This window comes from Rothia sp. CCM 9419 (assembly GCF_048512815.1).
Taxonomy (GTDB): Bacteria; Actinomycetota; Actinomycetes; order Actinomycetales; family Micrococcaceae; genus Rothia.
In genome coordinates this window covers 63,991-78,821 of the sequence record NZ_JBLXXY010000006.1, presented here as the reverse complement: position 1 = coordinate 78,821, position 14,831 = coordinate 63,991, and the positions used below count along the sequence as shown (strand labels likewise).

Here is a 14,831-nt window from a genome sequence, read left to right as displayed (position 1 = left end):
CACCCCATCCGCCCTGCACTATAGAGCAGAAACGCTTCGGCCTAATAGTAGTACCAGAGCATATTCATCCGGTGCACCATCACAATCAGAACCGCGCCAGCTAACGCCAACACTAAAGTAGACCAACGGGTGCGTTCTGACAGTGACCAGAAAAAAGTTCCGGCAGGAATGAGCATCGCGGTGATGAGATAACCATAGTATTCTAACCAGTCTCCGCGAGGACCGTCAGTAGTTAGTTGCATGATCACTGAACCGATGAGATATATCACCAGCCATAGCTCAAGGATAAGAACAGAACCTTGAGACCAGTCATCGGGAACACGGCCTCGCAAAAACTGCCAACAACAGATGAGAGAAGATACCCCACCTAAAAGTGCAGTCCCCCAAAACCATAGGTCTAAACCAGCAAACATCATGATTCTGGATCCTCAAATATTTTTCCTGATTCCCACACCAATAATGGAAAGCTCAAGACCTTTCCACGCTTCTTCTGGTTTTTTACCAACGCCACCAAGGTACCGTCAGGAGCAAAAACGGCTTCTACACCTTCAGTACGGGGGTGCTCATTCGGCTCTTGAGGGGCCACGTATAAAGCGACGTCCTCAGAGCGAGCTTTAATGGCTCGACCAAAAGAAATGTCTGTCGCTTCTTCTGCTAAGAGGGTACGAGAAGGGAAAATAGCTCGAACAGAATCTTCCAAAGAAATCAGCTGTATCTTCCCGTCAGTCTCTTCTTGGGCAGCCAGTTCTTCTAAAGGCACCGATTGTTCTAAGTTCACACTGCCAATGCGGGTACGACGTAATTCTGTCAAATACCCTCCGGTACCAAGACTCTTCCCTAAATCACGAGCCAAAGCACGTACGTACGTACCAGAAGAAACAGACACGTCAACACGTACATCAATGACAGGAACGATTGTATCGTCAGCATATTCTGATACGACATCATCAGATAGTTCACGGGACATCTGTCCGATATGTACCATCTGATGAGATATATCAAGTACCTCAAACGCCGCCACATGCACGGCACGCCCAGCAAGCTCAACGTCTTCACCTTGGTGGGCACGTGCATAAGAACGCACACCATCGACCTTAATAGCAGAAACTGATGAAGGTACTTGAATAATGTCTCCGGTCAGTTTCTGTGTCTGCTGAACAATATCTTCATCACGTATGGTCTTGAGATGTTCAGAAGAACATAACCAACGAAGCTGACCATCAAAATCGTCGCTATGAGTCGTACCACCCAGACGAATGGTTGCCGTATAGCTCTTCGACTCCCCCGTAATCCACGTCAACAGCTTAGTTGCTTTATTAACGCCTACGATGAGAACGCCCGTTGCCATAGGGTCTAAAGTTCCGGCATGTCCAACCCGTCGGGTCTGCGCTAAACGGCGCACTTTCCCAACGACATCATGACTCGTTAGACCTGCAGGTTTATCAATAACAACAATTCCCGAAGGTCCGTTAGGTGCTCGGCGTGCCACCGGTTATGCTTCTTCGTCTTCGGTATCTTCAGCAGGTTTTTTATAAGGGTCAGCTTCACCTGCGTACTGAGCTTGAGCAGATTCTTGTGCCAGAGCCTCATCACGGCTGCGTGCCTGACGCAACAACTCCTCAATATGAGAAGCATTGACCGGCACCTCGTCAGGAACAAAAGTTAATGTCGGAGTCAGACGAGCAGTAATATTTTTTCCTACCTCAGAACGCAAGATACCACGAGCTGATTCTAAAGCCGCTTTTGTTGATTCTTGTTCTTCGGGGGTGCCGTATACGGTGTAGTACACGGTTGCATGTTGCAAATCGTTGGTAACGCGAGCATCTGTTACTGTCACGAACCCTAGACGAGGGTCTTTAATGCGACGTTCTAGTGCCTGAGCCACAATCACTTTGATACGATCTGCCAAGCGTGCGGCGCGAGCTGCATCAGCCATCAGTCTCTCCTTGAAAAATAGTTTTAATATACCGGTTCTTATGTCAGTCTACCGGTTAAAGGTCAACGCACTCAAAAACTATCAAGGGTGAGAGCACAGATTCACCTGCGCTCTCACCCTTGATAGATTAGCGGAGTGAACCGCCACATCTATCTAACGTAGTGTTCACCCTAGCATCATATGTTTTTTAGACGCGTGGCTTTTCTCGGAGTTCCCACGTCTCAATGATGTCGCCTTCGTGAATATCGTTGAAGGATCCAAGTCCGATACCACACTCGTAGCCTTCACGAACTTCAGTAGCGTCATCTTTGAATCGTCGCAATGACTCGATGTTGAGGTTATCTGCAACAACGGAGCCATCACGAACCAGACGAGCCTTAGCGTTACGCTTGATAATTCCATCTTTGACAATAGAACCAGCGATGTTACCCCACTTGGAAGAACGGAATACTTCGCGAATCTCAGCAGAACCAAGCTCCACTTCTTCGTATTCAGGTTTGAGCATGCCCTTGACAGCAAGCTCAATTTCTTCGATTGCACGGTAAATCACGGAGTAGAACTTCATTTCTACGCCTTCGCGTTCTGCCAGTTCTGCCACGCGTTCTGCCGGACGAACGTTGAAGCCAATAATCACAGCGTTATCAACGGTTGCAAGGTTCACGTCATTTTGAGTGATAGCACCAACACCACGGTGAATAATACGGAGCTGAACTTCATCTCCGCCAGCTTCAATCTTCATCAAGGACTCTTCAAGAGCTTCAACAGCACCTGAGACGTCACCCTTAATGATGAGGTTCAAGGTGTCCATCTTGCCTTCAGCAACTGCGTCATCGAAGGATTCCAAGGTGACGCGTTTACGACGGCTCGCAAGCTGTGCGTTACGGTCTGCAGCTTCACGCTTTTCAGCAATTTGACGTGCAGTACGTTCTTCTTCGGTGGAGATGAACGTATCGCCTGCACGAGGAACGGTAGAAAGACCAAGTACCTGAACTGGACGTGAAGGCCCAGCTTCTGTAAGGGCTTGACCGTTCTCATCGAACATTGCACGAACACGACCATAAGCCACACCGGCAACAATCGCATCACCAATATGCAAGGTACCGGACTGTACCAGCACAGTGGACACAGCGCCGCGTCCCTTGTCGAGGTTTGCTTCAATAGCAACGCCACGAGCTTCTTTATGGGGGTTCGCTTTAAGGACCATGGTGTTGTCTGCAGTGAGGCAGACAGCTTCCAAGAGCGCATCAATGTTGAGGTTATCGCGTGCTGAGACATCCACAAACATGGTGTCTCCACCGTATTCTTCAGGGATGAGGTCGTATTCAGTGAGCTGTCCACGAACCTTATCAGGTGAAGCGCCCTCTTTATCAATCTTGTTGACAGCCACAATCATAGGAACCTTAGCGGCCTGTGCGTGACGGATAGCTTCAATAGTCTGAGGCATTACGCCGTCGTCTGCTGCAACCACCAAAATTGCGATGTCAGTGACTTTAGCACCACGGGCACGCATTGCGGTGAACGCTTCGTGACCGGGAGTATCAATAAAGGTGATAGCTCGCTTTTCGCCTTCAACAGTCGTGTGAATCTGGTACGCGCCGATGTGCTGGGTAATACCGCCGGCTTCTCCCTCAATCACGTTCGTATTACGGATAGCGTCAAGCAAACGGGTTTTACCGTGGTCGACGTGACCCATAACAGTTACCACTGGAGGACGAACCTCTAGGACATCGTCATCTTCTGCAGCAGTTTCTGCTTCAAGGTTGATGTCGAAGGATTCAAAGAGTTCGCGTTCTTCGTCTTCAGGGGAAACGATTTTAACAACGTAACCGAGTTCTGCGCCGAGCAGTTCAAAGGTTTCTTCATCCAATGACTGAGTTTGCGTTGCCATTTCGCCAAGACGGAATAGCACGGTAATCAACGATGCAGGATTTGCATTGATTTTCTCAGCAAAGTCGGTAATAGATGCACCACGGCGAAGACGAACGAGAGTGTTTCCGTCACCGCGAGGAATCTGAACACCTGCCAAGTGCGGTAGTAGAATCTCTTCAAGGTCACGATTGATGCGTGCACGCTTCTTGCTCTTGCGTTTAGAGCCGGCACCTCCGCGGCCGAAAGCACCCTGCGCATTTCCACGTCCGCCACCGGGGCCACCACGTCCTGGTCCGCGGTTGAATCCGCCACCGGAATTGCCGCCACGGCGAGAGTTGCCACCAGCGCCGCCACCACGAGGGCTAGCACCAGGGGTCATCTTCGTCGGCATCATATTAGGTGATGGACGGTTTGCTCCGCTACCTGCGTTAGCTGCAGGACGAGGAGCGTTATTACCCGCTGGGCGAGGAGCATTTGCACCACCGGAGCGAGGAGCATTATTACCTGCGGGGCGAGGAGCACCATTTCCGGCAGGACGTGGATTACGTCCACCACCGGGGCGTGCTCCAGCGTTTGCGCCACCGGGGCGAGGAGCGTTGTTGCCACCACGCTGGTTGCGTCCGCCACGAGCAGAAGCATTACCGCCACGTTCGGGGCGTCCACCGCGTTCAGAGCTCTTGCCCATTCCCTGTTGTGTAGAGAAGGGGTTGTTGCCGGGGCGAGGGCCAGGTTTAGGCCCAGGCTTAGCAGAGACAGCACCTGGTTTAGGGGTATTAGCCGGTGTGGGTGCCTGCTGAGCCATTCCCTGTTGCGTAGAGAAGGGGTTGTTGCCGGGGCGAGGACCAGAGGGCTTTGCAGAGCTCTTAGGCTGAGCGGGTTTCTCTGGCTGCGCTGCAGGCTTAGCAACAGGTGAAGGCTGAGAAGTTTTAGCTTCCGCAACTGGTGCTTTAGCTGGAGGTTTAGGTCCAGGTTTAACAGCTGAGCTGGTAGAAGGTTTAGGCGCAGGCTTCGCTGCACCTGTTGTTTTAGGGGAAGAACTCTTCTGCGGAGCTTTTTCAGCTTTTTCTGCAGAGTTTTCTTTCTTGGGGAACGCTGCACGTAGTTTTTTCTCTACGGGAGGTTCAACGGTCGAAGACGCACTTTTGACGAATTCGCCGAGTTCTTGAAGCTTTGCGACGGCTTCTTTAGAGGTGATACCGAGATCTTTCGCGATCTCGTGTACGCGGGGTTTAGCCACTTTTCTCCTGTCCTGGCTCACGCCGAGGACGGCGCGAACCTTCAGTACTTGAGATAAACGGGTGTATTACGGTTGTAACCACCCATCGTTTTGCCAGTGTCAGAGCACGTAATAGTACTCATCGTGCGGCACTCATAGGGTTTCCATCAGTTTTCTGACTCGCTTTCGAATAAGAAGTCGTCAAACTAGTTGACTTACATTAGTTCGCCACCCGACTCGCCTGATGACGAGCCGAGGAGAGCATCGCTGACGTTGATGTTTCGACAACGAGTTCTACGGCATTGACCCGTGTGCGGAACGCTCGATTGAAAGCCCCTTTTTTCTGGGCTTTATTCAAACATTCATGGTTATGGTGTAACCATGCTCCACGTCCGGGTAGTCGTCGTCGCATATCCCATACCACGCGAGGCGGTTGCCCCACGATGATATTGTCTAAAGCGACTCGGACCAATTCTTCTTGTGCTGTTACTTCACGGCATCCGATACAGGTTCGTTGGGGTTTCACGAGTATGAGCTCATCCCTTCTTGCTATATTCGGATATTCCATACCGTTTTCTAGTGTTAATAACTCACGAAAACGGTTGCGCCGATGGCGCATATTTTTAGTAACACCACTATCAGTCTATCGTTCTTCGTCGATAGAACTGAAACTTTGTTAGTTAACTCGCATTCTGCGTGTTATTCTTCGTCTTCTCCGATGGCTTGGTTATAACGGGATTCTGAAAGAATATCGATACGCCAACCAGTAAGTTTCGCAGCAAGACGAGCATTCTGACCTTCTTTACCAATAGCCAAAGAAAGCTGATCATCTGGCACTACCGCACGCGCGGAGAAGGTTTTAGGGTCAATCACCGTTACATGTTTAACTCTTGCCGGTGAAAGGGCCGCAGAAATAAATTCTGTGGGGTCTTCAGAATAATCAACAATGTCGATTTTTTCATCGTTCAGTTCGGACATCACAGCACGTACGCGAGCGCCCATTTCTCCGATGCAAGAACCTTTGGGGTTGATACCAGGTTTGGTGGCGCGAACAGCAATTTTTGTGCGGTGTCCGGCTTCGCGGGCAACTTCCATGATTTCGACGAGGCCTTCTTGAATTTCTGGTACTTCGTGTTCAAAAAGTCCGCGCACAAAGTTGGGGTGTGTTCGAGAAAGTACGATAGAGGGGCCTTTAGGTCCACGTCGGGCTTCAAGAATATATGAGCGGAAGCGTAAACCGTGCGGGTAGCGTTCACCGGGGACTTGTTCGGAGGTCGGAAGAACTGCTTCGATAGTTCCTAAATCGACGTGTACCATGCGAGGGTTAGGGCCTTGTTGAACGATGCCAGAAACAATCTCTCCTTCGCGGTCACGGAATACACCGAGAACTTGAGAGTCTTGAGCGTCGCGGAGGCGTTGCTGAATAATCTGTCGAGCGGTAGAGGAAGCGATACGTCCGAAGTTATTGGGGGTATCGTCAAATTCCCCAATTTTTTCGTCGTTTTCGTCTAATTCTGGTGCCCAGATAGTGACGGTTCCTGTGGTGAGGTCAATTTCTGCTCGTGATTCGCGAATGGCTCCAGGCTGTTTGTGATACGCCAGAAGTAGTGCGTTCTCGATCATGGGAATAACCTCGTCGAGGACGATATCCCCTTCTTTTTCGAGCTTTCGCAGGATGCTCAAATCAATATCCATGGCAGGCCTTTCCTTCTACAACAGACCGGGGCACGCGTGTACCCCGGCTCCGCCTTCTCTTACATTCAGGCGGAAGATACCGCATGAACCTTCGTGTTTAACGTTTTCTCTACTTAGTGATTCTAGCGAATTTTCCCACTAGTGATTGAATTCAATTTCTACTTTTGCGGCAGAAATTGCCTCCCATAGGAGTTTTTCGCTCTCTTTGTACGATTCTTTTTGACCTTTTTTCGTCTGTTTTTTACGGCGGATCACGGCTCCGTCTTCTTCGATGTCGTCGAGTCGAGCTAAAAATTGTTCGCCGGAGTCAAGAGTTATTTCGAGGAGACGGCCTCGAGCACGTTTCCAGTGTCGGAGTTCGGTGAGTGCACGTGTTGCACCAGGAGAGGAAACTTCTAGAGAGTATGGGACGTTTCCGTCTTCTGCTTCGTCGAGTGCACTCGAAAGAGCTCCAGAAATTTCAGCTAGGGTGTCTAAGGAGAGCATATCGGTGCGGTCTTCAGTGTAGTCAACGACAACTTCTAGAGTGCGGTGAGCACCAGAACCTTGAGCTTTAAGACTTTCAAGTACGCAGTCAAATTGTGCAACGACTGATTCGATTGTCTCTTTGACATCCTCGACATTGAGAAATGCGCCGTGTTGTTCGGGTGTAGATACTCGAGCTAAAGCACGTTCAGCTGCGCGACGCTCTCTAGCATTCATAGTATTCTTTTGAGAAGGTTGTACCATCAGCTACTTTCTTTTTCAGATTAAATCGAACTAGCGGTTAAGCCTACCGTCTATGGCGCTACTTTTTCTATGAGAACACCCCTAATACGGTGGTGTGTGAGAGCTAACGCAAAAAGAGAAGGTAGATTGGGCAGGTCGTACACTCTCAACACCAGTTATGACAGGAAAAGGTTGATACCACGATGAAATCTTCTACTTTAGCGAGCGCGTTAACAGGCAGTTCCCTTGCCATAGTTTTAGCGCTCGGGGTGTGGTCTCAGGTTGAGGAGCGTCATCAGGCAGAGTCTTTGGCACCGTACACTCGCATATCTACCGCTCTCATTGAGGTACAAGATTCTTTAGCTTCACAGCAAACTCCCGTATCTGATGAGCTAAAATCTTTGGTTCAACAACAACTAGATTCGTTACCTCATTCGGCAAATATTCTAGCGAGCAAGGATCACCCCAAGGATGATTCTCCCTCGTGGGAGAAGATCTTTGATTCTTCTGTACAAAAGCTATATCACGAGGTTTTTATCAATGCAGATCAACAATCCGAAGCTCAAAATTTTGTTCGTTCTGAACCGTTAGAGTTTGTTCAGCAGTTACAAGATTTTGCTCAAGAACATCAGATTAAGCTTTCTGCGCTGAAAGCTCCAAAGACAGTTGCTTGCCGTCCTCTTTCAGAGCGTACTCCTGCCCCTGAGAGTATTACGCGTCTTCTTCAGACAAGCTATGCGTATCGTTATGCTAGTGAGGTCATTGGGGCAAGAACTGATGTTGAAGAGTTTTCTGCCCAAGAAATATCAGGTATTGAGCGTTTACAGCAGCAGGCGAAGGTCTTAGAGCAGCGTCTTGTTCAGGCGGTGTCTTGTCAGTATCAGTTACCGGCACAACAGGTTACGTATCCGGTTGATGTTGCACAAGGGTACACCTTTTTAGAAGAGCATTCTGATGCGGTGCAGAAGAATGCTTTGGCAGTTGTTGCTGATAGCACTGTACCTAGTGATGTTCCAGTTTTTCTTCTATCAACTCGTATTTTCTTAGAAGATTAGTTCTTCTGCTATTTTTTAGGTGATGGCATAGATAAGGGTGTTCGTGCGGTTGTTATACCGTACGAACACCCTTATTCTAGTGCGTTTTATGCTTATGCACAGAGGTCTTCGGCCGTTATTTCGTGTTGTACTTGTGCAACGGCTTCATCAAGGTTTACTTCACGAGAGGAGCCGGTTCGGCGGTCACGAATTTCGATTTTTCCGTCTGCGTATCCGCGTCCAACAACAATGATGGTCGGTACACCGAGCAGTTCAGAGTCTTTAAATTTAACGCCGGGTGATACCTTCGGGCGGTCGTCAAAGATGACTTCGATTCCTGCAGCTTCAAGCTCATCAACAAGTTTCTGAGCGCCAGCAAGGATTTCTTCACCTTTTCCAGTTGCCACAACGTGTACGTCTGCTGGTGCGATGTTTCGAGGCCAGATAAGGCCCTTCTCATCATTATTTTTTTCTGCGATAGCAGCTAGTGCACGAGTGACGCCGACGCCGTAGGAGCCCATCGTAACGGTTTGTAGTTTTCCGTCGTGGTCAAGGACTTTGAGCTCAAGTGCTTCAGCGTATTTACGGCCTAGCTGGAAGATATGTCCCATTTCGATGCCTCGTGCGGTGTATAGTTCGCCAGAGCCATCGGGCGCCATATCGCCTTCGCGTACTTCGCATGCTTCGATGACGGCATCTGCAACGAAGTCACGGCCTACAACAGCGTCATATACGTGGTGTTCAGCTTGGTTAGCGCCAGCAATCCAAGCACTTCCTTCTACGATACGTGGGTCAACATAGAAAGGAATACCTGTAGCAGATTCTTCACCTAAGAGTTGTTGCTCTCGTGATACACCTGGGCCAATATATCCCTTGACCAGTTGCGGGAAGTCTTTGAGGTCGTTCTCGTTTGCTGGTTCTACCTCAACTTCACCGCCAACACCTAGTAGCGTACCAATGTTCACCTCTACACGAGAAAGATCTACGTTACGGTCTCCGGGGATGCCGATAGCAGCCAGACGACGCTCTCCATCAGGCAAAATAACCGCAACAATCAGGGTTTTGAGGGTGTCTTTTGCTTCCCATGGGCGGTTCTCACGAGGGTAAAGCTCGTTTGATACCTGCACTAGAGATTCAATGGTGGTCGCTTGAGGTGTTTGGCGGACGCTTGCTGCCGGTGTGTTACTCGCATCTACAGTTTCTAGCGGGTAAGTAGTGACAGCTTCAACGTTTGCAGCATACCCGCCAGCAGAACGTACGAAGGTATCTTCACCGATGGGTGTTGGGTGCAAGAATTCTTCGGAGCGAGATCCACCCATAGCACCAGATTGTGCTTGGACAATGACGATTTCTAGTCCGAGTCGTTCAAAGATACGCTGATAGGCGCCACGGTGTGCGTTATAGGCTTCTTCGAGTCCGCTGTCGTCAAGGTTGAAAGAATAGGAGTCTTTCATGACGAATTCGCGGCCACGCAAAAGTCCAGCACGTGGGCGTGCTTCGTCACGGTATTTTGTTTGGATTTGGTAGAGGTAGACGGGGAGGTCTTTGTACGAGGTGTAGAGGTCTTTGACGAGGAGTGTGAACATTTCCTCGTGGGTGGGGGCAAGGAGCATATCTGCGCCTTTGCGGTCTTTGAGTCGGAAGAGGTTATCTCCGTATTCATCCCAACGGTTCGTGGCTTCGTAGGGTTCGCGTGGGAGCAGTGCTGGAAAATGTACTTCTTGGGCGCCGATAGCGTTCATTTCTTCGCGGACGATGTTCTGTACTTTGTTGAGCACCGAGAGCCCTAGTGGTAGCCATGTGTAAATACCTGGTGCGGCACGGCGAATGTATCCGGCACGAACTAGGAGTTTATGGCTGATAACTTCTGCATCGGAGGGGTCATCGCGCAGGGTGCGCAAAAAGAGTTGTGAAAGGCGAATAGCCACCAAAATCATCCATTCTTATTGTGGGGTGCTCATGAGTGTTTATGACACTTGTTGAGGAATATTTGTACTTATTTTAGCGTAGATGCTCTGTTGATGATGTTCCTTAACGGGGCAAGGCACCGACGATGTTGCGGGATAAGAAACGATAGTTTTTTAGAACGTGATGGTAGCGAAGGTACCATGTTGTTCCATACCAAGGCTTTGATATAAGCGGTATGCAGGCTGGTTATGGTTATTGACGTACAAGCTAATATGAGGGAATCGTGGGCGGATTAGTTCAATAGATTGAGCGAGTAAAGGTGCAGAAAGCCCTACCCCACGATAGGCAGGGTGTAACCAGACCCCTTGTATTTGGCAGAGGTCTGAGTACGCTAACCCAAGGTCTGCTTTGAAGATGACAACACCGTCATCGTTTGTAGCGACGAGGCTTCTCCCTGTTCTGATGTATTCTTCAACGCGTTGAGCGTATCCGATGGCGTCTCTGTCCATCGGGTCGTAGCCGATTTCTTCGATGAACATTGCAACGGAGGCTTTGAGCAGTGAGTCTCGGTCGGAGGTGCGCGCCCAGCGGACGGGGTTCTCTGCAATGGGTGGGACGTCAAGAGTTGCTTGGAGAGGTTGAATTTTTTGTGTGGTGAGTGTTTCTAAAGATTTTTGTGGGTCGAGGTACAGTAGCGGTTGATTTTCACATACCGAATGTGGTGTTCCTGTTTTAGATTGAAGCAGTGACCATAGCCCCAGTGCATCTTCTGCTTCTCCGATGATGCAAGCAATGTATTTGAGCGAACGAGCAATAACAGTGCTGACGTGTTTACGGTACTCCTTGGGGATTAGGATGGGTACGCAGTTTGACCCTAGCCAGAAGGCTCCAACCATGGTGAAAAAAGTTGCGGGTTGTTCTTGAGAGCCTTTTTCTGCAGAGTCAAGAATCTCGTTGGGTAAAGGAATGGGGCGTAATAGTTCTGGGGTAATTTTTTCGACGAGTTTTCCGGTGATTCTTTTGACGGTGTGCCCGATTTTTTCACTACCGCCTAGTGGTTTCCGGCCTTCTTCTGACGTGCCGTAGGTGAGTTCTACACCGTGCTGAGCTAATGGTGCGTTCTCGTAGACGGGGAGGAAGATTCCCATAAACCCATAGTTGTGGCGGTATCCGCTCAGTGCTGAGGGTGTTGGCAGTCCGAAGCGTTCTAGATGTTCTGAGGCATATAGGTTTTTAATGGGGTCAAGGGCTATCATCTTTTCGAGTTCGTCCCAGTCATCGGTGGTCAGTGGACGAATCAAGACATCGTCTGTATTGCGTTGAAAAAATGAGAGCACTGTAACAGCAGCTTTCTTCGGGTTGGGCGTACAACACTGGTCAGGGTTTTAGTACTTCCCTGACCAGTAGTTGCGGTGTTATTTAACGATGACTTGTGCGCCAGGCCCGTCTTCTGGGATATATTCGCCGTTAGCTTCCATTTCTTCGGCGATACGGTTGGCTTCTTCGATGAGAGTTTCAACGATTTGGTCTTCGGGTACGGTCTTGATGACTTCACCTTTGACGAAGATTTGTCCTTTGCCGTTTCCTGATGCGACACCAAGATCTGCTTCGCGGGCTTCACCGGGGCCGTTCACAACACAGCCCATGACGGCAACACGAAGTGGCACTTTCATGCCTTCGAGCCCCTTGGTGACGTTTTCTGCTAATTCCCAAACGTTGACTTGTGCTCGTCCGCAGGAGGGACAAGATACGATGTCGAGTTTTCGGGGGCGGAGGTTGAGCGATTCAAGAATCTGTGAACCCACTTTGACTTCTTCAACGGGAGGAGCAGAAAGCGACACTCGGATAGTGTCACCGATGCCTTGAGACAGGAGCGCCCCGAAAGCCGTTGCGGATTTGATAGTGCCTTGAAAAGCTGGCCCAGCTTCGGTAACGCCTAAATGCAAGGGCCAGTCTCCACGTTCTGCTAGGCGTTTATAGGCTTCGACCATGACGACGGGGTCGTTGTGTTTAACGGAGATTTTGAAATCGTAGAAGTCGTGTTCTTCAAAGAGTGAGGCTTCCCAGACTGCTGATTCTACGAGAGCGTCGGGGGTTGCTTTGCCGTATTTTTGGAGGAGGCGCTTGTCGAGGGATCCAGCGTTAACACCGATACGGATGGAGGTTCCGTGGTCATTTGCCATCTGCGCGATTTCTTTGACTTGGTCATCGAATTGGCGGATGTTTCCGGGGTTAACGCGAACGGCTCCACAGCCTGCTTCAATGGCGGCGTACACGTATTTGGGTTTGAAGTGGATATCTGCGATAACGGGGATTTGTGATTGTTTCGCAATGATAGGGAGCGCTTCTGCGTCTTTGTCGGTGGGGCAGGCGACACGTACGATATCGCAACCGGCAGCGGTAAGTTCAGCAATTTGTTGGAGGGTTGCACCAATGTCGTGTGTCTTGGTGGTTGTCATTGATTGCACCGACACCGGAGAGTTTGAGCCTACGCCTACGGAGCCGACTTTGAATTGTCGGGTTTTGCGGCGGGGCGCAAGTGTAAGCGGGGCGGGTGCGGGCATACCTAAACTGACCGAAGCCAAGATGTTCCTCCAAAGACTTGTCGGTGGTGCGCGATGCGCACCGATACCGTTATCTATTGTGCACTAGATACCGGTGTTTTTTCGAATGCAGTGGGCTTCGCTACGAGTTTCTGCTGTAGATATAGCTCTCAGCGCAATGTTAAGAGCTTGAGTGTTGGTTTGTTCTTCCACGATATACAGCCCTTATGAGAGCGACTGTCGGTTTTGTCACAGATAATATTTTTAGAAAATATTAATGGGCTTGATGAGATCAGCAAGGATGAGCACCACAGACATCAGGATGAATGCTCCAGCAACAACCCATGTCAGTGGAAGAAGCTTTACGGGGTCAAAGGGTCCGGGATCTGCTTTTCCTCTCAGACGTGCCCAGCCTTTTCGGAGGCCCTCCCATAGCGCTCCAGCTACGTGTCCACCGTCAAGTGGCAGAAGTGGGATGAGGTTGAAGACGAATAGCATGAGGTTCATGGAACCGATGAGAGAAATGAGCGTAGCGCTTTTAGAACGTAAATCGATGCGGTCTGTTGCTGCAATTTCGCCAGCTGCTCGACCTACACCAACAACAGAAACCGGTGAGTCTGCGGGGCGTTCGCTTCCTGTTACCAGCGATTCACCCACGGCAAATACGCGTGCTGGCAGTTTGAGGACTGTTGCGCCAATACGTTCGAGGGTGTTCCCCACTTCGGGGAGAACTTGGCTAATATGCCCTGGTGTTAGTTCGCTAGTGGGGCTGACGCCGATAAATCCGACGGTCATAGTTTTGTAGGTTCCGTCGGGGTTCTTTTCATATTGTCCTGTGAGTTGGTTATAGACCGGTCTCACCGTTTCCAACGGGGTGATGGTCAGTTCTCGGGTTTGTCCATCTTTTTCAACGGTTACTGGAACAGCGTGGTTTGCGTTCCGTTGAATGAGAGAGGTGAGCTGTTCCCACGAGGTGACCTGTTCACCGGCAAAAACAGTAATAGTATCTCCAGCTATAAGACCTGCCGCGTGTGCTGGAGAATCGGGATCTGTATTGGTGCAGCTGGCACGGTTGGCTTGGTCTACGTTAGTGGCAGTGACGGTATGTACGCATTGTGAGATGGTTTCGATGGTGGTTGTGGGCTGGTATTTTCCAAAGCCGAGGATGAGCACTGCCATGCAGAGAACCCCAATGAGGAGGTTCATGGTGGGCCCGCCGAGCATGATGATAATGCGTTTGTAGACTGGCAGTTGGTAGAACAATCGGCCGTCGTCGTTTGGCGTGATACGTTCGGCGTCGATATCGCGTGCGTCTTGGTAAATCTGCGATAGGCGGTTGTGACGAGTGGTTTTTGAGGCGGGTGGGTACATCCCAATCATTGATATGTATCCGCCAAGAGGGATGGCTTTGATTCCGTATTCGGTTTCGCCTACTTTTCGGGAGAAGATGGTTGAGCCGAACCCAATCATGTATTGAGGCACTCTGACGTTGAAGAGTTTTGCGGGGACGAGGTGCCCTATTTCGTGTAAAGCGATAGAGAGAATGATGGCGAGTGTCATGATGACAACTCCCCCAATAAATAAGGCGGTACCCATGTTTGTTTCCTCTCTGCGCTGTTCGTGGTGAAATTCTTTAAACTTCACCTATCAAACCATGTTTTCGAGTGTTGTGGCAGTGCTACGCACCGTGCATTGAGCTAGTACACAGTTTTTTCTGGGATGTTAAGCGTAGTTTTTACAGTATTTTTGGTGGTTATTGTGTGCGGGGCCGAGGCGTGAGTGTTATTTGTGCAGGTTGTTCCCCTCCCTCCATAAAACAACACAAGAAAAGATGAAACCATAAGAACACAATCTCCTTATGGTCACAAAAACCCTCTGCGCAACACCTTGCAGAACTTTAACTATATGTCACCAACACAAAA

12 protein-coding genes are annotated in these 14,831 nt (G+C 49.8%); 1 reads left to right on the top strand and 11 read right to left on the bottom strand.

Translation table 11 applies throughout. The annotated features are described in order from the left end of the window. Positions 1-41: 41 nt before the first annotated feature. The 7 genes from ACN08W_RS06360 to rimP all read right to left on the bottom strand — a co-directional run bounded on the left by ACN08W_RS06360 (position 42) and on the right by rimP (position 7,445). Positions 42-416 (bottom strand): hypothetical protein, encoded by a 375-nt coding sequence (locus ACN08W_RS06360; protein WP_419103268.1) that lies wholly within the window; start codon positions 414-416, stop codon positions 42-44. After that, positions 413-1,489 carry a tRNA pseudouridine(55) synthase TruB gene (gene truB, locus ACN08W_RS06355; RefSeq protein ID WP_419109063.1) on the bottom strand — a complete coding sequence of 359 codons (1,077 nt, stop codon included), beginning with the start codon at positions 1,487-1,489 and terminating at the stop codon, positions 413-415. The genes ACN08W_RS06360 and truB overlap by 4 nt, the downstream gene beginning before the upstream one ends. Before the next feature lie 3 nt (positions 1,490-1,492). Further along, positions 1,493-1,936 carry a 30S ribosome-binding factor RbfA gene (gene rbfA / locus ACN08W_RS06350; protein ID WP_419102167.1) on the bottom strand — a complete coding sequence of 148 codons (444 nt, stop codon included), beginning with the start codon at positions 1,934-1,936 and terminating at the stop codon, positions 1,493-1,495. Between the two features lie 187 nt (positions 1,937-2,123). Next, complete coding sequence (gene infB / locus ACN08W_RS06345) at positions 2,124-5,042, bottom strand: translation initiation factor IF-2 (protein WP_419109062.1); 2,919 nt, start codon at positions 5,040-5,042, stop codon at positions 2,124-2,126. A 199-nt stretch (positions 5,043-5,241) separates the two neighbouring features. Next, the gene (locus tag ACN08W_RS06340) at positions 5,242-5,547 is read right to left on the bottom strand and encodes a YlxR family protein (protein WP_419103271.1); all 306 of its coding nucleotides are present in this window, start codon (positions 5,545-5,547) and stop codon (positions 5,242-5,244) included. Positions 5,548-5,720: 173 nt separating this feature from the next. Then, a complete protein-coding gene (gene nusA, locus ACN08W_RS06335) occupies positions 5,721-6,716 on the bottom strand; it encodes a transcription termination factor NusA (protein WP_419103272.1) in 996 nt (331 codons plus the stop codon). Positions 6,717-6,854: 138 nt separating this feature from the next. Next, the gene (rimP, locus tag ACN08W_RS06330; RefSeq protein ID WP_419103273.1) at positions 6,855-7,445 is read right to left on the bottom strand and encodes a ribosome maturation factor RimP; all 591 of its coding nucleotides are present in this window, start codon (positions 7,443-7,445) and stop codon (positions 6,855-6,857) included. Between the two features lie 182 nt (positions 7,446-7,627). Here rimP and ACN08W_RS06325 point away from each other — a divergent pair, with 182 nt between their 5' ends. Then, positions 7,628-8,479, top strand: coding sequence for a hypothetical protein (locus ACN08W_RS06325; RefSeq protein ID WP_419109061.1), 852 nt, complete (start codon positions 7,628-7,630; stop codon positions 8,477-8,479). 92 nt (positions 8,480-8,571) lie between these two features. Here ACN08W_RS06325 and ACN08W_RS06320 read toward each other — a convergent pair whose 3' ends face one another. From ACN08W_RS06320 to ACN08W_RS06305, 4 genes are all read right to left on the bottom strand, one after another. Then, positions 8,572-10,386, bottom strand: a complete 1,815-nt coding sequence (locus tag ACN08W_RS06320; protein ID WP_419103275.1) for a proline--tRNA ligase — start codon at positions 10,384-10,386, stop codon at positions 8,572-8,574. 153 nt (positions 10,387-10,539) lie between these two features. Further along, the gene (locus ACN08W_RS06315) at positions 10,540-11,703 is read right to left on the bottom strand and encodes a GNAT family N-acetyltransferase (protein ID WP_419109060.1); all 1,164 of its coding nucleotides are present in this window, start codon (positions 11,701-11,703) and stop codon (positions 10,540-10,542) included. A gap of 78 nt (positions 11,704-11,781) precedes the next feature. Further along, complete coding sequence (gene ispG / locus ACN08W_RS06310) at positions 11,782-12,951, bottom strand: flavodoxin-dependent (E)-4-hydroxy-3-methylbut-2-enyl-diphosphate synthase (RefSeq protein WP_419103277.1); 1,170 nt, start codon at positions 12,949-12,951, stop codon at positions 11,782-11,784. A gap of 222 nt (positions 12,952-13,173) precedes the next feature. After that, on the bottom strand, positions 13,174-14,505 hold the full coding sequence (locus ACN08W_RS06305; protein WP_419103278.1) for a M50 family metallopeptidase: 1,332 nt from the start codon (positions 14,503-14,505) through the stop codon (positions 13,174-13,176). Positions 14,506-14,831: the final 326 nt, after the last annotated feature.

Excerpts from the sequence above, each read along its gene's own strand:
- ACN08W_RS06360 (WP_419103268.1), bottom strand. The coding sequence starts at position 416 with ATGATGTTTGCTGGTTTAGACCTATGGTTTTGGGGGACTGCACTTTTA.
- rbfA (WP_419102167.1), bottom strand. The coding sequence starts at position 1,936 with ATGGCTGATGCAGCTCGCGCCGCACGCTTGGCAGATCGTATCAAAGTG.
- nusA (WP_419103272.1), bottom strand. The coding sequence starts at position 6,716 with ATGGATATTGATTTGAGCATCCTGCGAAAGCTCGAAAAAGAAGGGGAT.
- rimP (WP_419103273.1), bottom strand. The coding sequence starts at position 7,445 with ATGGTACAACCTTCTCAAAAGAATACTATGAATGCTAGAGAGCGTCGC.
- ACN08W_RS06325 (WP_419109061.1), top strand. The coding sequence starts at position 7,628 with ATGAAATCTTCTACTTTAGCGAGCGCGTTAACAGGCAGTTCCCTTGCC.
- ACN08W_RS06305 (WP_419103278.1), bottom strand. The coding sequence starts at position 14,505 with ATGGGTACCGCCTTATTTATTGGGGGAGTTGTCATCATGACACTCGCC.